The organism is Klebsiella sp. NPDC088457 (assembly GCF_044900465.1).
GTDB lineage: Bacteria > Pseudomonadota > Gammaproteobacteria > Enterobacterales > Enterobacteriaceae > Klebsiella.
The window spans coordinates 382,836-401,128 of record NZ_JBJDNH010000001.1 but is presented as its reverse complement, the minus strand read 5'-3'; the positions used below and the strand labels follow the sequence as shown (position 1 = coordinate 401,128).

Annotated in this window: 18 protein-coding genes and 1 tRNA gene; 8 read left to right on the top strand and 11 right to left on the bottom strand. The window is 53.7% G+C overall.

What is annotated here, in order from left to right; translation table 11 throughout:
• The first annotated feature begins 8 nt into the window (after positions 1-8).
• The gene (gene chbG / locus ACI2JR_RS01805; RefSeq protein WP_462477692.1) at positions 9-767 is read left to right on the top strand and encodes a chitin disaccharide deacetylase; all 759 of its coding nucleotides are present in this window, start codon (positions 9-11) and stop codon (positions 765-767) included.
• 105 nt (positions 768-872) lie between these two features.
• Here chbG and katE read toward each other — a convergent pair whose 3' ends face one another.
• Positions 873-3,128: a catalase HPII gene (gene katE, locus ACI2JR_RS01800; protein WP_462477691.1), complete on the bottom strand. Its 2,256-nt coding sequence runs from the start codon at positions 3,126-3,128 to the stop codon at positions 873-875.
• Positions 3,129-3,339: 211 nt separating this feature from the next.
• Between katE and cedA the strand changes: the two genes are divergently transcribed.
• Entirely contained in the window at positions 3,340-3,579 is a 240-nt protein-coding gene (gene cedA, locus ACI2JR_RS01795) for a cell division activator CedA (protein ID WP_243655201.1), read from the top strand.
• 64 nt (positions 3,580-3,643) lie between these two features.
• On the opposite strand, the gene ACI2JR_RS01790 is transcribed toward cedA, so the two are convergent.
• From ACI2JR_RS01790 to hxpB, 4 genes are all read right to left on the bottom strand, one after another.
• The gene (locus tag ACI2JR_RS01790) at positions 3,644-5,035 is read right to left on the bottom strand and encodes an L-cystine transporter (protein WP_132726550.1); all 1,392 of its coding nucleotides are present in this window, start codon (positions 5,033-5,035) and stop codon (positions 3,644-3,646) included.
• A gap of 132 nt (positions 5,036-5,167) precedes the next feature.
• The gene (locus ACI2JR_RS01785; protein WP_132726548.1) at positions 5,168-5,758 is read right to left on the bottom strand and encodes a metal-dependent hydrolase; all 591 of its coding nucleotides are present in this window, start codon (positions 5,756-5,758) and stop codon (positions 5,168-5,170) included.
• Between the two features lie 91 nt (positions 5,759-5,849).
• On the bottom strand, positions 5,850-6,611 hold the full coding sequence (gene kduD / locus ACI2JR_RS01780) for a 2-dehydro-3-deoxy-D-gluconate 5-dehydrogenase KduD (protein WP_462477736.1): 762 nt from the start codon (positions 6,609-6,611) through the stop codon (positions 5,850-5,852).
• A gap of 149 nt (positions 6,612-6,760) precedes the next feature.
• Complete coding sequence (gene hxpB / locus ACI2JR_RS01775; RefSeq protein WP_132726543.1) at positions 6,761-7,429, bottom strand: hexitol phosphatase HxpB; 669 nt, start codon at positions 7,427-7,429, stop codon at positions 6,761-6,763.
• A 131-nt stretch (positions 7,430-7,560) separates the two neighbouring features.
• Here hxpB and ACI2JR_RS01770 point away from each other — a divergent pair, with 131 nt between their 5' ends.
• The gene (locus tag ACI2JR_RS01770; RefSeq protein ID WP_462477690.1) at positions 7,561-8,097 is read left to right on the top strand and encodes a YniB family protein; all 537 of its coding nucleotides are present in this window, start codon (positions 7,561-7,563) and stop codon (positions 8,095-8,097) included.
• A gap of 29 nt (positions 8,098-8,126) precedes the next feature.
• Here the strand turns inward: ACI2JR_RS01770 and yciA are convergent, their stop codons facing one another.
• The 5 genes from yciA to ACI2JR_RS01745 form a co-directional block, all read right to left on the bottom strand.
• The gene (gene yciA, locus ACI2JR_RS01765; RefSeq protein WP_095096945.1) at positions 8,127-8,525 is read right to left on the bottom strand and encodes an acyl-CoA thioester hydrolase YciA; all 399 of its coding nucleotides are present in this window, start codon (positions 8,523-8,525) and stop codon (positions 8,127-8,129) included.
• A 99-nt stretch (positions 8,526-8,624) separates the two neighbouring features.
• A complete protein-coding gene (locus tag ACI2JR_RS01760; protein WP_462477689.1) occupies positions 8,625-10,808 on the bottom strand; it encodes a TonB-dependent siderophore receptor in 2,184 nt (727 codons plus the stop codon).
• 288 nt (positions 10,809-11,096) lie between these two features.
• Positions 11,097-11,636: a septation protein A gene (locus ACI2JR_RS01755; RefSeq protein ID WP_004860967.1), complete on the bottom strand. Its 540-nt coding sequence runs from the start codon at positions 11,634-11,636 to the stop codon at positions 11,097-11,099.
• Positions 11,637-11,690: 54 nt separating this feature from the next.
• The gene (locus ACI2JR_RS01750; protein ID WP_132726535.1) at positions 11,691-12,434 is read right to left on the bottom strand and encodes a YciC family protein; all 744 of its coding nucleotides are present in this window, start codon (positions 12,432-12,434) and stop codon (positions 11,691-11,693) included.
• Positions 12,435-12,459: 25 nt separating this feature from the next.
• Positions 12,460-12,873, bottom strand: coding sequence for a YkgJ family cysteine cluster protein (locus ACI2JR_RS01745; protein WP_462477688.1), 414 nt, complete (start codon positions 12,871-12,873; stop codon positions 12,460-12,462).
• 274 nt (positions 12,874-13,147) lie between these two features.
• Here ACI2JR_RS01745 and ompW point away from each other — a divergent pair, with 274 nt between their 5' ends.
• From ompW to ACI2JR_RS01720, 5 genes are all read left to right on the top strand, one after another.
• Complete coding sequence (gene ompW / locus ACI2JR_RS01740; protein WP_132726530.1) at positions 13,148-13,783, top strand: outer membrane protein OmpW; 636 nt, start codon at positions 13,148-13,150, stop codon at positions 13,781-13,783.
• A 931-nt stretch (positions 13,784-14,714) separates the two neighbouring features.
• Positions 14,715-15,161: a DUF3290 domain-containing protein gene (locus ACI2JR_RS01735; protein WP_132726527.1), complete on the top strand. Its 447-nt coding sequence runs from the start codon at positions 14,715-14,717 to the stop codon at positions 15,159-15,161.
• A gap of 8 nt (positions 15,162-15,169) precedes the next feature.
• Complete coding sequence (locus ACI2JR_RS01730) at positions 15,170-15,805, top strand: DUF421 domain-containing protein (RefSeq protein ID WP_132726525.1); 636 nt, start codon at positions 15,170-15,172, stop codon at positions 15,803-15,805.
• Between the two features lie 715 nt (positions 15,806-16,520).
• A complete protein-coding gene (gene cspA, locus ACI2JR_RS01725) occupies positions 16,521-16,733 on the top strand; it encodes a transcription antiterminator/RNA stability regulator CspE (RefSeq protein WP_132726522.1) in 213 nt (70 codons plus the stop codon).
• A gap of 11 nt (positions 16,734-16,744) precedes the next feature.
• Positions 16,745-16,818, top strand: a tRNA-Arg gene (locus ACI2JR_RS01720).
• Between the two features lie 259 nt (positions 16,819-17,077).
• Here the strand turns inward: ACI2JR_RS01720 and ACI2JR_RS01715 are convergent.
• Positions 17,078-18,196: a nickel/cobalt efflux protein RcnA gene (locus ACI2JR_RS01715; RefSeq protein WP_462477687.1), complete on the bottom strand. Its 1,119-nt coding sequence runs from the start codon at positions 18,194-18,196 to the stop codon at positions 17,078-17,080.
• Between the last annotated feature and the right edge of the window lie 97 nt (positions 18,197-18,293).

The window sequence follows — 18,293 nt, the reverse complement described above, 5'->3', positions numbered from 1 at the left end:
AGCGGCTGATGGAACGCGTGTTAATCGTTAATGCCGACGACTTTGGCCTGAGCAAGGGCCAGAACTACGGCATTATTGAAGCCTGTAAAAATGGCCTGGTCACCTCGACAACGGCGCTGGTTAACGGGGCGGCGATTAGCCACGCGGCCCAGCTGAGCCGCTGCGTGCCGGAGCTGGGGGTCGGGATGCATTTTGTCCTGACTCTGGGGGAACCGTTGTCGGCGATGCCGGGGCTGACCCGCGAAGGGCGTCTCGGGAAGTGGATCTGGCAGATGGCGGAAGAGGGGAGCCTGCCGCTGGAGGAAATTGCGCATGAGCTGGCGTGCCAGTATCGCCGTTTTATCGCGCTGTTTGGCTGCGAACCGACGCATATCGATAGCCATCACCATGTGCATATGATTGCCCCGATTTACCCGATCGTGGCCGCATTCGCCCGGGAAAACGGGGTGGCGCTACGTATCGATCGTCAGTTGGCGCAGCGTGACGGCCTGGCGCAGGATGCGGCGCGCAGCAGCGAGGGGTTTACCAGCGAATTTTACGGTGACGCTATTTCTGAGGCGCTATTTCTGCAATCCCTTGATGCGTCTCTCCAGCGTGAAGAGACGTCGCTGGAGGTGATGTGCCACCCGGCGTTTGTTGATAATACCATCATGGGCAGCGCCTATTGCTACCCGCGGCTGACAGAACTGGAAGTGCTGACCTCGGCGTCACTCAAGTACGCGGTTGCCGAGCGCGGGTACCGTTTAGGGACCTACCGCGACGTTTAGCGCGAGGGTTAAAGGGAAGCGCATTGCTTCCCCTGGTTTCACCCGTGCAGCGAATCGCGTGCGATCTGACATCCGCTGAACGGGATCCCGCCCCGCGCTCCGCTATCAGGCAGGAATAGCCGCCGTTTTGCCGGCGCGGGACCACACCCGATGCGCCGCCATCAGCGCGAACAGCGTATCCATCGCCGGAGCGTCAATGGCGTCCGTCTCGACCAGGCCTTCTTCTCCCTGACTGGCGACCTGCAGCAGGGTCTTAAACTGGCGACCGTCGCCCGCCAGCAGTATCGGTTTTAAATGCTTATAAGCCTCCAGCAGGTAGTAATGCAGTTCCCCGCTGTTGCTAAGAAGGGACAAGTCGCCGCCCGGGACGATCACCGCATCGACCGTCAGCGATGGCGAGCCGCTAAAGGTCCCGGCGATAGGCAGCCGCGTGCCGTCATCGGCGATCGCTTCCCCCATCCGTGAATAAAGCAGTCTGGCATGAACGCCTTTCGCCTTCAGGGATTGCAGCAGGGTCAGCACATCGTGCGCTGCCGGGCGCTCGTTGAGCAACACGGCGACAACGCGGCCCTTAATCTCCCCGCCGGGGATGGCATACAGGCTCAGGCTGGGATCCTTTTTCACACCGTTAACGTCCGGCGGCGGCGTGATCTGGCATTGCTCGTCGCTGAGCGTGATGCCTAAATTTTTGCCGATGGCCTGCGCCAGCGGGATATCGATGTGCGCCAGCTGATCGACCACCCGTTCACGGATCCATCCCCGGACCACTTTGCTTAACTCAAAGCTAAAGGCATCGATAATATGCTGTTGCTCAATCGGCGTCTGGCTGCGCCAGAACAGCAGCGGCTGGGCGTAATACTCGGCGAACGAGGGGCTGCGCTGGCGAATTTTCTCACCGTCGACACGCTCGGCGTACGTCTCAAAACCGCCGCGCTTAGGGGCCGGGGGCGTTTCGCGCGGCCAGTTATCGTTGATCGAGTTCGGCTCGTAGTTGGCGGGGTTGGTATCAATATCCATCCGGTGCATGCCGTCGCGCTGGAAGTTGTGATACGGGCAGGTGGGTTTGTTAATCGGGATTTCATGAAAGTTAGGCCCGCCCAGACGGCTAATCTGCGTATCGGTATACGAGAAAAGGCGGCCCTGCAGTAACGGGTCGTTGCTGAAATCTATCCCCGGTACGATATGGCCTGGGTGGAACGCCACCTGTTCATTTTCGGCGAAGAAGTTATCCGGATTGCGGTTAAGCACCATTTTTCCGACCCTCTGTACCGGAACCAGCGCCTCGGGGATCAGCTTGGTGGGATCCAGCAGATCGAAGTCAAACGCCTGTTCATCCTCCTCCGGGATCAGCTGCAGGCCCAGCTCATATTCCGGATAATCGCCGGCTTCTATCGCTTCCCACAGATCGCGGCGATGGAAATCCGGGTCCCGACCGGTCAGCTTTTGCGACTCATCCCAGAGTAAAGAGGCTTTCCCGGCCAGCGGTTTCCAGTGAAAACGGACAAAGGTGGCCTTACCGTCGGCATTGATCAGGCGGAAAGTGTGAATGCCAAAGCCTTCCATGGTGCGATAGCTGCGCGGTAGCCCGCGGTCGGACATCGCCCACATCACGTTATGTAACGTTTCCGGCTGCAGCGAGACGTAATCCCAGAAGGTGTCATGGGCGCTTTGTCCTTGCGGGATAGCCCAGTGCGGTTCAGGCTTCACGGCATGCACAAAATCGGGGAATTTCAGCGCATCCTGGATGAAGAAGATTGGGGTGTTGTTCCCGACCAGGTCAAAAATACCTTCATCGGTATAAAATTTGGTGGCGAAGCCGCGAATGTCGCGCACCGTATCGGCCGAACCGGCCCCGCCCTGGACGGTAGAGAAACGTACGAATACCGGGGTTTTCTTTGCGGGATCGGAGAGGAAATCCGCTTTTGTGACGTCGCTCAGGTTGCGATAGGGCTGAAAATAACCGTGCGCCGCCGATCCGCGCGCATGGACGATTCGTTCCGGGATCCGCTCATGGTCAAAGTGGGTAATTTTTTCACGCAGAATAAAGTCTTCCAGCAGCGTGGGCCCCCGGTTCCCCGCGCGTAGCGAATTCTGATCGTCGGCAATACGTACCCCTTGATTGGTGGTCAGGGGGACGTTTTCGCTGTCTTTGCGCTGATGAGCCAGCGCGTCAAGTTTACGGCTGTGGATATCGGGCGCTTTGAGGCTTCCCGGCGCGCTGGGTTCTTCCCCGGGCGCCGTGGGGTGCGGCGTCGGGCGCCATGATTGATCATCCGGAGCCAGAGCATCCAGACCGGGTTGCGATTCGCTGGCGTCGTGGGGCGCTTTGTGGTTTTGTGATTTATGGTTCTTATCAGACATTGCTCGTCTCCTGTTTTCATTACTGAAAAATGGTCGTTGCGGTACCAAAACCCTTCTAACTATAGAACATCTCACCAGATGAACCGGCTGGAGGCGTGAAAACTATCGCCCGGCGGGGAGAACAGAACACACGTAAGGGGCGACGAAAGGTCAGGCAATCGGCTATGATAGCTGTTTCTGTTTCCCGCTTTGTTTAGTGAATCTATTGGTTATGAAAACACTTCGCCAACAAAACCGCCCTGTCATTAGCTACGTGCCTCGGGTGGAACCAGCCCCTCCGGAACACGCCGTCAAAATGGACGGTTTTCGCGATGTGTGGCTGCTGCGCGGTAAGTATGTCGCCTTTGTTCTGATGGGCGAGCATTTCCGTCGCTCCCCGCCGTTTAGCGTACCGGAAGCGGCGCAGCGTTGGGCCGTGCAGACGCGGCAGGATGGCGAAATGGCCTCCTGACCGGGGCGCGAGAAATAAAAAAAAACCGCAGAGGGTTATCTGCGGTTTTTTTGTGCCTGGCGGCTTAGCGATGCGCCAGTTCGGCGTCTTCTTCGCTGTCGAGAATCGTTTTGTCGGTCTGGCGCAGCCATTGGCTGGTCAGGGTACCGGCCGTCATTGAACCGTTCACGTTCAATGCCGTACGGCCCATGTCGATCAGCGGTTCGACGGAAATAAGCAGCGCCACCAGCGTCACCGGCAGACCCATGGCCGGCAGGACGATCAGCGCCGCAAAGGTTGCGCCGCCGCCGACGCCCGCGACCCCTGCGGAACTCACGGTGACGATGCCGACCAGCGTCGCAATCCACAGCGGGTCAAACGGGTTGATTCCCACCGTCGGCGCGACCATCACCGCCAGCATTGCCGGGTAGAGGCCGGCACAGCCGTTCTGACCGATAGTGGCGCCAAAAGAGGCGGAGAAGCTGGCGATAGATTCCGGGACGCCCAGGCGACGGGTTTGCGCTTCGACGTTCAGCGGAATAGACGCGGCGCTGGAACGGCTGGTGAAGGCGAAAGTCAGCACCGGCCACACTTTACGGAAGTATTTCAGCGGGCTCACGCCGTTAACCGCCAGCAGCAGACCGTGAACCACAAACATGATCCCCAGGCCGAGGTAAGAGGCGACAACGAAGCTACCGAGCTTGATGATGTCCTGCAGGTTCGAACCGGCAACGACTTTGGTCATCAGCGCCAGCACGCCGTACGGGGTGAGCTGCATCACCAGACGCACCAGTTTCATCACCCACCCTTGCAGGGTGTCAATGGCGGTCAGGACGCGTTGACCTTTCTCCACGTCATCTTTCAACAGCTTCAGCGCGGCGACGCCGAGGAAGGCGGAGAAGATAACGATGCTGATGATCGAGGTCGGATTGGCGCCGGTCAGGTCAGCAAACGGGTTTTTCGGCACGAAGGAGAGGATCAGCTGCGGTACGCTGAGGTCAGCCACTTTACCGACGTAGTTGCTCTGAATCGCGTTCAGACGTGCGGTCTCCGCGCTCCCCTGAACCAGACCTTCGGCGGTCAGACCGAACAGATTGGTCACCAGCACACCGACCAGCGCCGCAATCAGCGTGGTGAACAGCAGCGTACCGATGCTCAGGAAGCTGATTTTACCCAGCTGAGACGCATTGTGCAGACGGGCGACCGCGCTGAGGATTGAGGCGAATACCAACGGCATCACGATCATCTGCAGCAGCTGTACATAGCCGTTACCGACGATATTGAACCATTGAATGGAATCTTTCAGCACCTGGCTGTCAGCGCCATAAATAAGCTGCAGCGCCAGGCCGAACACCACGCCAATGACGAGGCCGACCAGTACTTTTTTGGCGAGGCTCCACTGCTTGTGGCGGGTTTGGGCCAGCGCAAACAGCAAAACCGCGAACACGACAACGTTCGCTATTAATGGAAAGTTCATCCCCGTTCTCCTGATAGATTTTTATTCCGGCTGGTCTGGTACCAGCTTTAATGGCGCAAGGTTAGCAGAAGAGGCTTTTATTACTTATATTCAAATGGAATTGGTTATAACTATTTCGCTTGTTTTGTCTGTTTATCGCCCGCTCTGGTGACTAATAAAGCGATTGAAGGTGATCTGCAGTGAATTAATCATCCCCGATGACCAGCGCACGGCGCTGTTTTCGGCGATCGTTTGCGGCATCCAGACGGCGTAGACAAACAGCGCCATACACAGCGCCCGCTCCAGCTGGTTGCCTTTACGCGGCGCGAGGATCGGCAGACGAAAACGCCAGCGGCAGGGCCACAGCAGCGGTACGCCTGCGGGGGTGAGCATATCGGCAAGAATATGGCTGAGATAGCCGAGAACCAGCCCCTGGAGGGCATCGGCGGGCACAAACCAGCTCTCGGGTACTTTCAGATAGAATAGCGTCATCGCGCCAAATACCGCCAGCAGGCTATGGGTAAATCCCCGGTGGCCAAACGCGCGGGCCACCGGTTTTGATATCCAGCTTAAGCGCTGCCCGAGAAATGACTTCGGATGGTCGATATCCGGCAGCAGGCAGGTCAGCACCGCGGAGGGGACAATGTGCCACCAGTCGCCCTGTGCCAGTACGGGGGTGAGTTCCGCATTTTTAGCAAATACCGCACAGGCGATAGAAAAGAAGAGATGGCCTTCCGCCGTCATGATAAAAACCCTAAACTGTCAATCCATACAGTATAGGGTTTTTATACAGTGTGTGAAAGAGGTGACGGTGTAACTCTTTGTCACAAAATCATTAACGTGCCAGCCATCCGCCATCTACCGCCAGGGTGTAGCCATTGACGTAATCCGCCGCCCTGGAGGCCAGGAACACCACCGGCCCTTGCAGATCGTCCGCTCCCCCCCAGCGCCCGGCCGGAATACGGTCAAGTATCTCCTTGCTGCGATCGGCATCATCGCGCAGCGGCTGGGTATTATTGGTGGCCATATATCCCGGCGCGATGGCGTTGACGTTGATCTGATGCCCGGCCCATTCGTTAGCCAGCAGGCGGGTCAATCCCAGAACGCCGCTCTTGGAGGCGGTATAAGAGGGCACGCGAATGCCTCCCTGGAAAGAGAGCATCGAGGCGATATTAATAATTTTCCCACCGCTGCCTTGCTCAATGAACTGCCTGGCCACCGCCTGCGATAAAAAAAACACCGATTTCAGATTGAGATCAACGACGTCGTCCCAGTCTTTTTCGCTAAAGGTCAGCGCATCGGCGCGGCGAATCGTGCCGGCGTTATTCACCAGAATATCCACATGGCCCATGGCGGCGACCGCAGTCTCCACGATCCCGGTCACTTCATCCTGACGGCTGAGGTCGGCCTGAATCGCGGTGAACCGACGGCCCAGCGCCTGAACCTTTTCGGCGGTTTCATGTGGAATCTTGCGATTGACGCCGACAATATCGCACCCGGCCTGCGCGAGGCCCAACGTCATTCCCTGGCCTAGTCCGGTGTCACATCCCGTCACGATAGCGACCTTACCCGTAAGGTCGAAGGCGTTAAGTACCATATGCACCTCTGTATGCTGATTGCTGCGTTAAACCACGCTGTTTTGCTCAAGCATAGAGGCTGAAGGAGGAAAAAACAATTTAAATTGAAACGGTGTTTTATTTCTTTAATGGCGAGACAGCCTTCGCTCCCTCGCCATGCGGCAGGCGTTTAGCCGAGAAGATCGGCGGCGACAAGTGATTCCAGCGATGTCAGTTTAACGTCTGCGAGAACAAAGCGCGGGTCGTGGCTGTTCTCCCTGGCAGGAACGACGATGGAGCGCATACGCGCCGCTTTGCTGGCGATCATGCCGTTAACGGAATCTTCCAGCGCGACACAGCTCATCGGGTCTACGCCCAGGCTGGCGGCGCAGTTGAGATAGACCTGAGGATGCGGTTTGCTGTAGGGCAGCGATTCTGCGGAGGCAAGGGCGTCGAACTGGTCACGCAGTTCAAACATGGCGAGCACTTTTTCCAGCATTCGCAGCGGCGACGCGGATGCCAGGCCAACTTTCAACCCCTGCGCTTTACATAGCGCTACGGCATCGCGTACGCCGGGCAGCAGCGGACGGGACGCTTCCACCAATTCAATCGCCCGGCTGATAATCCGGGCGGTGACGTCGTCGCGATCCGGGCCTGGCCATGGCTGTTGGGCAAACCACAGGTCGACGACTAAATCGATGCGCAGTCCCAGCGTGTCGGGCAGTTCGCCGCGGCGGCTGATATCGACTCCGAGGCTTGCGACCACCTCCAGCTCCGCCTGATCCCAGAGCGGCTCGGAATCAATCAGTAATCCATCCATATCGAAAATAGCGGCATGAATTTGTCGCCTGGCTGACATAAGTCCCTCTCCTGTAGCGTAAGTAGATAACGAATTTGTTCTCATGGTATATCATACCGCGCATTATTGGGCGAAATTCGCCGCTGAGGGTAGACTTAGGGTGGATAAGGCGTCTTCAACAAGGGGAATCCATGACGTATCAACAAGCTGGACGCATTGCGGTACTTAAACGTATTTTGGGCTGGGTGATTTTTATTCCAACGGTGATTTCAACGCTGATTTCGGTACTGAAGTTTATGTACGAGCACAGCGAAAAAAAGCCGGGCATTGATGCGGTAATGATGGATTTTGCGCATGTGATGATCGAAATGATGCGCTTCAATACGCCGTTTCTTAACTTTTTCTGGTACAACTCGCCGCTGCCGGATTTTAAACACAGCCTGAATATTGGCTTCTGGATTATCTATATCCTGGTGTTTGTCGGTATGGCGCTGCAGGCTTCCGGCGCGCGTATGGCGCGTCAGGCGAAATTCCTCCGCGAAGGCATTGAGGATCAGCTGATTCTGGAACAGGCGAAAGGGGCGGAAGGCTTAACGCGTGAGCAAATTGCTGAACGTATCGTGGTGCCTCGCCATACCATTCTGGTGCAATATTTTCCGCTGTACGTGCTGCCGGTGGTGATTATCGTTCTTGGCTATATTTTCTTCTCTCTGCTCGGCTTCCTGTAGAGGAATGGCCCGGCACGCCGGGCACTCTGTTACTCGCCCGGTATCGCGCGCGGCTTACCCTGATTATCCACGGCCACGTAGATAAACAGCGCTTCCGTGGCTTTGTAACGCTGGCCAATCGGCTCTGACGACACCTTCTTCACCCACACTTCGATATTGATGGTGATCGAGGTATTGCCGCGCTTCACGCAGCGCGCGTAGCAGCATACGACGTCGCCCACCGCCACCGGCCGCAAAAAGGTCATCCCGTCGACGCGCACGGTTACCACGCGACCGTGCGCAATCTCTTTGGCCATAATCGCGCCGCCGATATCCATCTGCGACATCAGCCAGCCGCCAAAAATATCGCCATTGGCGTTGGTATCCGCCGGCATGGCCAGGGTGCGTAAAACCATTTCGCCCTTCGGGGCGAGATCTGTTGTAGTCATTCTGTACTCTGTGCTGGTCAAAGAAGATCAGCGCGATGCTACTATGAAAATGGCAGGGAGAAAACAGGGGAATACGCCCGCAGAAGCGGGCGCTGGGGATCAGAAGGAGAGGGTGACGCCGGCGTAATAGGCGCGACCGGGTTCGTTATAGGTCGAAGCCCCTTCGTTTTCGCGATAAATTTGCTTATCGAAAAGGTTGCTGATGCCGGCGTTCAGGCGCAGATCTTTCATCAGCTGATAGTTCGCGCCGATACCGACAACGGAATAGGCGCCGACTTCATTGGTGGCGAGCGAGCCGGTTTCATTGCGGATTTCCGCGTACTGGCGCGGCTTCTGGCGGCCGTACATGGTCCAGTTCACGTTTGCCGACAGCTTGCTGTTCACCTGCCAGTCGAGCATGGTGTTGATGGTATATTTCGGAATGATCGACAGCGGGTTGCCGGTATCTTTGTTTTCCGATTTGATCATATAGGTCGCGTTGGTACGCCAGTTAAGGGTATCGGCAATGAGCGGAACCAGCAGATTTCCTTCCAGCCCTTCCACCACCGCTTTTCCGCCGTTTTGCCACTGCAGAATATTATTCCCGCCGGAGGTATAGCCAAGCACCTCGGTACCGGAGACGATTTTGTTTTTGTAATCGTTGCGGAACCAGGTAATCCCGGCGTTATAGCCGTTGAGGTTAAATTCCAGGCCGAGCTCTTTGTTGATGCTGATTTCCGGGTCGAGATCCGGGTTGCCCAGCAGATAGCAGCTGCCGGTGCTGATGGTGTTCGGGCAGCCGTTACCGCGGGTAGACAGCAGATAGCCTTCGCTGGACTGGTAGAGGTTAGGAGCCTTGAAGACGCGGGCGATACCGGCTTTCACTTTGAACATCTCGCCAAGTTCCTGCGACAGGTTCAGGCTTGGACTCCAGTTGCTGCCAAACTCATTGTGGTAGTCAAAGCGCAGGCCCGGGATAATATTGGTGCCCGGCGTCGCTTCGATATTATCTTCCAGATAGAGGCCGGTAAGGGTGGCGCTGTTTTTGGTGTTGCGCTGCGAAGGATCGCCCGAGGTACCGGGAATGGTCTCGTTGGTGACGCTGGTCGACTGCATCGAAGCCGGATCGTTGAGTTCATCCCGGTTCCACTCCATGCCGAGGGTCAGGGTCTGAGCGGTCAGCCAGTGGAAGGGGAGATTCAGCTCGCCGGTCGACCGCCAGGACTCGAGGCGGCTGGTGGCGTACTCATCGCTGTTGATCATCCCTTCCACGCGCCCGGTCGATCCCTCCTGCAGCCGGGTATTATTGGTTTTTTCGTAGTAGACCCCGGCTTTTGACTGCCCCCAGTCCCAAAGGCCGTTATAGGTCACTCCCCAGGTCTGGCGATACATACGGTTGGTCTCATGGCCGTAGAGATTACTCACCAGGCCGTCGGGACTCAGGTTGCCGTTGCTGTATTGGGTATCGCCAGCGTAAATGTTGCCCTGGCGGCTATAGGCATAGTTAAAATCAACGATCTGCTGCGGCGTCAGTTTCCACGACAGCAGGGCGTTGATATCTTTATTCCGCACCCCTTCGCGCCCGGCGGCATAGGAACCGTTTTGCGCGTGGTTAATGTCCCAGGCGTCAGCGTCGGTTTTATTGATGTTACCGTACAGGCGCATGGTCAGCGCATCGCCGGCCAGCGGCCCGCTGAGGTTAAAGTTAGCGCGATTGGTGGCGCCCTCTTTGTTATTTTCCGGCTGATTGGTGTAAAGCGAGAGCGAGCCATGCCAGTCGTTGGTGGGGCGTTTGGTGATGATGTTGACGACGCCGCCGGCCGCGCCCGAACCGTAGCGAGCCGCCGCCGGGCCGCGCAGAACTTCAATGCGTTCGACCATTTCCGCCGGCACCCAGTTACTGTCGCCGCGGGTATCGCGTTCTCCACGCCAGCTGTAACGTACCGAATTACGCGAGGTAGTGGGAACGCCGTCAATCAGAATCAGCGTGTTTTCCGGGCCCATACCGCGAATATCAATTTGTCGGTTGTTGCCGCGGCTGCCGCTGGCGCTGTTGCCGGTCAAATTGACGCCCGGCATCTTGCGAATAATCTCTGAAAGATCGTTGACCGGCGGGTCCTTAGCGATATCTTCAGCGGTAATGATCGACACGCCAGGCTGTTGCTTCAGCGCCTCTTCAGCCGTGCTGTGCACCACCATGGTTTCGGTATCTTGTTCTGTTTCTTCAGCAAAGGCATCAGGAGTGAGTAAGCCAGCAAACGCCAGGGCAAGGGGAGTAAGGGCATAATATTTGTGTGGTCTCATTGTAAAAATCCATATCAAATCGTTAAAAAATGAGACTGGGAATATCAATGATAATAATTATCATTACAATATGTGAGGCGCGATCTCCAGTAAATCCTCACAATTGGCGCAATTTTCCCTTGTTGTAGCAGAAAGAGTGAATAAAAAAACAGGATGCTCAGATGGCAGAAAGGGGCTTATTGGCGCAGAGGTGGCCTAAAGCCGGGGTATGATAGCGCGAGCGAAATAGCTGGGGAAAACACCGGAAAAGCGACACGCAGGGAGCGATGCGTGTCGCGATAGCGCAGCTTAGTGGTTATCGTCCTGGGGCATGTGGCGATAGATGTAAACGCCGCTCAGCAGGGTGAAAACCAGCGTCAGCGCCGTGAGACCGAAGACCTTGAAATTGACCCAGATATTCTGTGGCAACCAGAACGCGATATAGATATTCGCCAGCCCGCAGAGAATGAAAAACAGCGCCCAGGCGAGGTTCAGACGCGACCAGACCTGCTGCGGCAGGGTCAGCTCTTTGCCCAGCATGCGCTGAATCAGCGGCTTTTTCATGACCCATTGGCTGAACAGCAGCGCGCCGGCAAACAGGGCGTAGATGACGGTGACCTTCCATTTAATAAACTCATCGTTATGGAAGAAAATCGTCAGACCGCCAAAAACGGCCACCAGCACAAAGGTGATCAGCGCCATTTTCTCGACTTTGCGATAGCGTACCCAGGTGTAGATCAGCACGATAGCGGTGGCGATAATAAGGGCGGTGGTCGCGGCGTAGATATCATAGAGCTTGTAGAATGCGAAGAAGACTACCAGCGGTAAAAAATCGAGAAACTGCTTCATACATCGGGCCCGTCGTTCAGGTTGGGCCGGGAATGCTCCCGGCCCAGATTAAGTTTAGTTGCGGATAAGCATATACAAGCGGAACAAATAGATCAGCAACAGTGCGGAAATCAGATTACTGAGGGTATTGATCACCACCGCGCCGACGTTCGGCGTCAGCACCGCGAAGCTGGATGCGAACAGCAGCAGCAGCGTTTTCGCCAGCAGCCAGCCGAGCACCGCCGGAGCGACCAGGCGCATATTGGCCCACACCAGGCGAATGCTGCTGCGCATGGCGCTGAATATCCCCAGCTTGTCCTGCACCAGCATGATGGGGGCAAAGGCGAGGACGATAGCCAACAACACGCCCGGCACCAGTACCAGCATCATGCCTATCTGCACCACAAAGGTGGTGAACAGGATCAGCAGCAGCAGTTTCGGCAGCACCGGCGCGGAAGCGCCGATAGCGCGCAGCGCGCTGACTCGCTGTCCGGCCGAGATCAGCTGAATCATCAGCAGCACGCCGCCGGCAAGAATGGCGTTCCCCACCAGACCGGAGAAGGTCGATGCGGCCGAGGCGCGCAGCAGGATCTGCTGTTGCTCGGGGGTCATATTCTGTACCAGCTCAAACAACCCGGCGCTACCCGCCAGATTATCCCCTTCGCTCAGAATCGAGAGCTGCTCTTCGCTGGGTGAAAAAGCATGGCCAAGGACTACCGTAATTAACGCGCATAACAACGCAATCAGTAAAATGGTGACGAACTGATTACGAAAAAAATTCCCCGTGTCACGGTAGACGGACTTCGCCGTGATAGACATGCACTCTCCTTGAGTATTGCAGGTGTTAACTAGCCGGCGATTGTACCGCAAATCCCTCCTGGGTAGCAGCCTCTGCCGTTGTCAGTCCAGGTATATCTTTGTAAAGAGGGATGAGCGGCGGCAGGCCGTAGCGCGCGCGGGCCCGGTTGCAGGCTTCATTCACCTCGCCGTGTTCACCGGACAGGGCGAATTCGCGGCAGGGAGAGGGGCGATTCGGATAAATCGAGCAGTGCACCGATTGACCGATTTCGCCCTGCAGGGCGGTGCAGCGGCTCTGGCGTTGGTTGGTGCCGCTCATGCAGCGCAGAAAAGGGGTCAGCGGCTCGGTAAGCTGCGTTGGCACAACGCCGCCGGCGTCGTCGGCTTCCGCCCAGTAGAAGGAGACTCGAAAATACGCACAACAGGCACCGCACGTCATGCACGGGTTGATTTCACTCATGATTACACCTGATAAAAACGCATCAACACAGATTGTCGGCAGATAAATTATCCAGACGCCTCGCGGCCGGCAAGAGGAGGCGAAAAATTTTTTTTGCTGTCTGGAAACTGAAAATTGATGCGAAAGTGAGTTTTCCGGTATTGCTATGAAAGTAAAAATTAATCTGGATCAATAAATGTTAAATCTCACGACTTTATGTGATCCAGAACGGATCAAAAGTAACTCGTTATGGGTATATTGACCCGCGCTGAATAACCATAATGAGGAAGTGGATATGAAGAAGTTAGCAGCGGTTGGCATCATTTTAAGTACGCTTTCCGGCAGCGTCTGGGCGCATGAAGCCGGGGAGTTTTTTATTCGGGCAGGTTCGGCCACCGTCCGTCCGACGGAAGGCTCTGATAATGTGTTAGGCAGCCTCGGTGGGTTTAACGTCAGTAACAACACTCAGCTGGGGTTAACCTTTACCTATATGGCGACAGACAATATCGGCGTTGAACTGCTGGCGGCCACGCCGTTTCGCCACAAGGTGGGGACCGGGCCGACGGGCACCATCGCCACCGTACATCAACTGCCGCCAACGTTAATGGCGCAGTGGTACTTCGGTGACGCGCAGAGCAAAGTGCGCCCATATATCGGGGCAGGTATTAACTACACCACCTTCTTCAATGAAGACTTCAACGACACCGGTAAAGACGCCGGGCTGTCCGATCTGAGCCTCAAGGATTCCTGGGGGGCGGCAGGTCAGGTGGGGCTGGATTACCTGATTGACCGTGACTGGCTGATCAACATGTCGGTGTGGTACATGGATATCGACACCGATGTGAAATTCAAAGCCGGCGGCGTGGACCAGAAAGTCAGTACCCGTATCGACCCGTGGGTGTTTATGTTCTCTGCGGGATATCGGTTCTGAGTTTTTGTGCAAAACCCAGCGACAAAACTGGTCATCATATGGCCAGTTTTGTCCGCGTTATCCTGCGCGCATCAGTGTAGCGATCGGTCAGCGTCTTACTGCTATGGCCGGGAAAATCTGCGTGTCATTTCTCTGATAGATAGAGCGCTTGAATATCAGCTGCCTCCTCAAATAATACTTCTTTTATTACTACTGTAAATATCCCGGTAAAATGAACCAGACATCTCAGGATAAACTATATATCCAGATATCCAGGTGATAGTAATTTATTCACCCTAATATTATAGGGGGGTAACGAGAACACCACCAGGTTCATTGTCAGGAGAATTAAGTTCTTCACGTCATTTAATCATCTGCAGATATATCACTGATTGCGCACCTCTTTAGTATTAGGAATAGATGGAGCTTTACTGTATGCAAAGCCTGAAGTGATAGAGTGTGACGCCCGGCGCTGTTGAATAACATTACGCGAAAGCAGGTGCGTAGAAGCGATCGCTGCAGGGAGGAAGATAATTGACAAATACTTCCTCGTAGGATTGGGATGCTCACCTGTGAGCCGTATGCAAGAGCCCGCAGGTGAGCAAGTCGCTATGGTGGCAGACCATAGCCAGAAAATATTACTCTCGCGCTGCTGGTAAAACCATCCATCAGTTAAGCCCGGAAATCACTTTAGGACTTACCTCACTCGATAATCCTGGCGACGTTGGCCAATCGCGCAGCGGGAAGTGGCGGCATCAGACAATAAATCACCCTCGCGGGCGCTGTGACGATCGGGGCTTTATACTGCGTATCCGTGACTGCGGATGAAAAACTCAATGACAAACCTCTGATGCTATTAGATAATTATTGCTTATCATCAGAGAGTGGATTGATAGTAATTTACTATAATTACAGAAACCAAAAACCTTAAACAACCAGGAATGGTAGCTATATGAAGTTTTATGGCATAAGTTATCTGCAAACGCAGTCGAATCTAAATGATTATTTGAAGTATATTATTATCTTCAGCGCGTTGTTTATTTTGATTGTTGTTTTTAGTCTGTATATGCGTCATCGTCTGCAGACTAAGTACCGGGACTTAACGATTATCGCCTTCTTGTTTTTGCTTTTCATTTCAGGTGTTCAATATTCTGATTATACGAACAGTGAAAATATACACTCACAATCATCGCAAATGGTTAATTTTGTCAGGGTATTGGCAAAAGAAAAAAGTGTCAGCATGGATTCTATTTTTACCAGTTCGCTGCAGTTATCGGATGGCGTGATTGTTAAAGTTAATGATCGCTATTATCGGGTGAATTTAAGTGCCGATCAAAACACTTATAGCCTGGTGCCAGCCTGGTTAACCAATCCGGATGCCACTATCATAGTAAAATGAGGAACGAGATGATCATATACATGCCTATTATTATAAAATTGGGACTCGGAATACTGTGTCTGATTGTGCAAATAAATCTCATGGGGAAAGGCAATCTGGCTCCCTCATCTGCAATGGATCAGGTGCAAAACTATGTTCTTGGTGGAATTATCGGAGGCGTGATTTACAATGAATCGATTACCGTACTGCAATTTGTTCTGGTGCTAATTATCTGGACATTGCTGGTGTTTGTTCTTAAGTTTTTAAAAGAAAATAATCGTTTTATTAAGCGAGTTATTGATGGTAAACCCATTACGCTAGTACATAATGGCACGGTTGATGTTAAAGAGTGTCTAAGAAATGGAGTTTCGGCCAATGACTTGATGTTTAAATTAAGAGCTAATGGTGTTTATGAAGTGGAAGAACTGAAGCGCGTGGTTCTCGAGCAAAATGGTCAGTTGACTATTATCCAAAGCGGAGATGAGAACATCCGTTATCCAATAATAGTGGATGGCTTAGCTAATCATGATCTTCTTGAGATTATTAATAAGGACAAAGAATGGCTCGAGGCAAAAATTGCAGAGCAAGGTTTTGGCAAAATCAGTGAAGTCTATTTAGGTGAATATTTGTCTGGCAGAATTAATTTGTATGGATATGAAAGATGATAGCCAGATTAAAGTCTGACTTTAAGTTCTGGCAATTATTGAGAGGGTACTCGTTGTTAAATCATGCGCATGCTATCTGCTATTTATCTCGCTGAGAGGGGCCATCGCGATGGCCGGCAGTTTTTTGTCCGGCGATAACGATTAAAATGTCTTAAAAAATGGGCTTATCGGAGTGTTAGAAGGGTAGCGGTGGTATAGGGAGAACGATGTTAAATGCAATCTTAATCATCATATGGCCAGTTTTCTCACGCTTTCCTGGGCGAAACATTGCCGCGATTGAGCATAATTTTGCTGATATGGTTCGGTTAAATCTGTGGGTCAGTCTTTGCGCCTGGGGCAGGTGAACAGGCAACGCTCCTGGTTCCTGAAAACCCGGCGGATATTTTATGCCTGTCCTCATCAGGAACAACCGATCTCAGGGGGCACATTCCGCCGGGCGGTAGATTGACGGCCAATTTGGCCTGGCTAATCATGCCGACCGGCGGACTTTGTTATAAATAAGTTATAAATAACGCTTGCGATAAAGAAGGATTCGTGTGACTAATGGAGAGTCGGTTTAGTACACAGACATGATAAAGCGGTTTAGTAAAGCAGTCCTCATCTCAAGTGTTATCCATAGATAATCCTTTCTTTTGAGCCTTCTTATCGTGAGTAATTGTTTTCTGTGCGAAGGCCATTTCGCCGTAAGGCTACTGTTTATAGAAAGGTATTATTTATGTCTAACAAAATGACTGGTTTAGTAAAATGGTTTAATGAGTCCAAAGGATTTGGCTTTATCACCCCTGATAATGGTAGCAAAGACGTGTTTGTGCATTTCTCTGCCATCCAGAGCGGCGGTTTTAAAACGCTGAACGAAGGCCAGAAGGTTGAGTTTACCGTTGAGGATGGCCAGAAAGGTCCTTCTGCTGGCAATGTCTCTGCAATTTAAATGAGTTAAATTCGCCATTAGCTCAACGGGATAGAGCATAGAGCTTCTACCTCTACGGTTCGGGGTTCGAGTACTCGATGGCGGATCAATCTCTACACACAACCCTGCCTCATGGCAGGGTTGTGTGGTTTCTGAAGCCTGAAATATTCCAGCTGACGGGTAAAGGCCAGAACGACGCCCGTTGGAAATTTACCTGTCAATTCACCGGTATTGCGCTCAGGCGCTTATTTATTTTTACCCGGTGCCACTCGCGATGACTTTATTGGCTAACGCTGTCCGCCACGCATTGGAAAAATCCTTTTTCTGTGGTGAGTTTTACCCCGATTTTTGTTTATTAGCGAACCTCAGCGCACCAGGCTGAGTCCGCTGTGGATCGCCATATAAATTCCCACTGCGGCAATCAATGCGCTTGAAAAATAAGGGGCTCTTCTGGCAAGCGTATTCAAACCAGGCCAGCGTTTTGCAACCTGGCGGACGCTAACCGCAGCGCCAACGCCAACCGTAACCAACGTCAGGGCCAGCCCAATGCTGAAACAAACCACCAGGGCCCCTCCCAGGGCCAACGCTTTTAGCTGAATGCAGATTAACATGACCGTAATCGCCGCCGGACAAGGTATCAATCCCCCCGTCAGACCAAACAGCAAAATCTGCCAGTTTGTGGCCTCTTTCCCGCTAAAGCGTTGCTGAATGTCGTTAGCATGCGCCCGTTGGTGGGCGTCCTGATACGCTTTTGAGTTCACATCAAACCCATCGAGCGTGGGGGGGTCATGAGGGTGCCCATGGTCATGGAACTGCAGGGCATAATCGTGAACATGGCCGCGATGGCCCAGAGAAAGACGGACGCTGAAAGCATGTGGTTCAGGAATCGCTGATGCGGATTGCAGGTACTCACCATGATCAACAAAATCAAAAACCTGAGAGAATGTACCTCCTTCACGTTGTGTGACTAATGACACCCCATTGGCCTCCCATTTCCTGCCGCTGAGCGTGCGTAAACGCCAGTGTGGAGGTTGATTCTCGGCAAAAATGGACACTTCAACGCTGCCATGCCCGGTATCGATCACCTTTGATTCATCGTGATGGTGCTGTTTTTCGCTTTCCTGGATAGCAGCAAGCCAGTTTCTCTCTCCATTCCAGGTACGCCAGAACATCCAGGATGCGGTAGCCAGAATGATGACCGCAGAAACCAGCTGCAGCCACGGCTCAGCCGATTCGGCGGTAAATCGCTGGCTGATATACATTCCACCAAAGGCAATGATCCACACGATAGCGGTATGGGAAAGGGTTGCCGCCAGACCAAGCATGGCAGCCTGCCTGGCACTGCCTCTTATGGCGATAATAAACGCAGCCATCATCGTTTTTGAATGCCCGGGTTCCAGCCCGTGGAGGGCGCCTAGCAGAACAGCGCTGGGAATGAAGAACCAGGCATTCCCTTGCTGAAGAAGGGCGGTAAATTCGGGCATGGGAAAGATTCCTGAGAATGTGCAATGTCGGAATTCTACTCCCCCCCAGTACAATATACTACCCCCCAGTAGAATGGTAATGGTATAGTTAAGCACG

What these genes read in the sequence shown, in the direction of transcription:
- cedA (WP_243655201.1), top strand. Translation starts at nt 3,340, where the DNA reads ATGAAAACACTTCGCCAACAAAACCGCCCTGTCATTAGCTACGTGCCT.
- ACI2JR_RS01715 (WP_462477687.1), bottom strand. Translation starts at nt 18,196, where the DNA reads ATGCCCGAATTTACCGCCCTTCTTCAGCAAGGGAATGCCTGGTTCTTC.
- yciA (WP_095096945.1), bottom strand. Translation starts at nt 8,525, where the DNA reads ATGACTACAACAGATCTCGCCCCGAAGGGCGAAATGGTTTTACGCACC.
- ompW (WP_132726530.1), top strand. Translation starts at nt 13,148, where the DNA reads ATGAAGAAGTTAGCAGCGGTTGGCATCATTTTAAGTACGCTTTCCGGC.
- ACI2JR_RS01755 (WP_004860967.1), bottom strand. Translation starts at nt 11,636, where the DNA reads ATGAAGCAGTTTCTCGATTTTTTACCGCTGGTAGTCTTCTTCGCATTC.
- kduD (WP_462477736.1), bottom strand. Translation starts at nt 6,611, where the DNA reads ATGGTACTTAACGCCTTCGACCTTACGGGTAAGGTCGCTATCGTGACG.
- ACI2JR_RS01785 (WP_132726548.1), bottom strand. Translation starts at nt 5,758, where the DNA reads ATGACGGCGGAAGGCCATCTCTTCTTTTCTATCGCCTGTGCGGTATTT.
- ACI2JR_RS01745 (WP_462477688.1), bottom strand. Translation starts at nt 12,873, where the DNA reads ATGAGTGAAATCAACCCGTGCATGACGTGCGGTGCCTGTTGTGCGTAT.
- cspA (WP_132726522.1), top strand. Translation starts at nt 16,521, where the DNA reads ATGTCTAACAAAATGACTGGTTTAGTAAAATGGTTTAATGAGTCCAAA.
- ACI2JR_RS01790 (WP_132726550.1), bottom strand. Translation starts at nt 5,035, where the DNA reads ATGAACTTTCCATTAATAGCGAACGTTGTCGTGTTCGCGGTTTTGCTG.
- ACI2JR_RS01730 (WP_132726525.1), top strand. Translation starts at nt 15,170, where the DNA reads ATGATCATATACATGCCTATTATTATAAAATTGGGACTCGGAATACTG.
- hxpB (WP_132726543.1), bottom strand. Translation starts at nt 7,429, where the DNA reads ATGTCAGCCAGGCGACAAATTCATGCCGCTATTTTCGATATGGATGGA.
- chbG (WP_462477692.1), top strand. Translation starts at nt 9, where the DNA reads ATGGAACGCGTGTTAATCGTTAATGCCGACGACTTTGGCCTGAGCAAG.
- ACI2JR_RS01735 (WP_132726527.1), top strand. Translation starts at nt 14,715, where the DNA reads ATGAAGTTTTATGGCATAAGTTATCTGCAAACGCAGTCGAATCTAAAT.
- katE (WP_462477691.1), bottom strand. Translation starts at nt 3,128, where the DNA reads ATGTCTGATAAGAACCATAAATCACAAAACCACAAAGCGCCCCACGAC.
- ACI2JR_RS01750 (WP_132726535.1), bottom strand. Translation starts at nt 12,434, where the DNA reads ATGTCTATCACGGCGAAGTCCGTCTACCGTGACACGGGGAATTTTTTT.
- ACI2JR_RS01770 (WP_462477690.1), top strand. Translation starts at nt 7,561, where the DNA reads ATGACGTATCAACAAGCTGGACGCATTGCGGTACTTAAACGTATTTTG.
- ACI2JR_RS01760 (WP_462477689.1), bottom strand. Translation starts at nt 10,808, where the DNA reads ATGAGACCACACAAATATTATGCCCTTACTCCCCTTGCCCTGGCGTTT.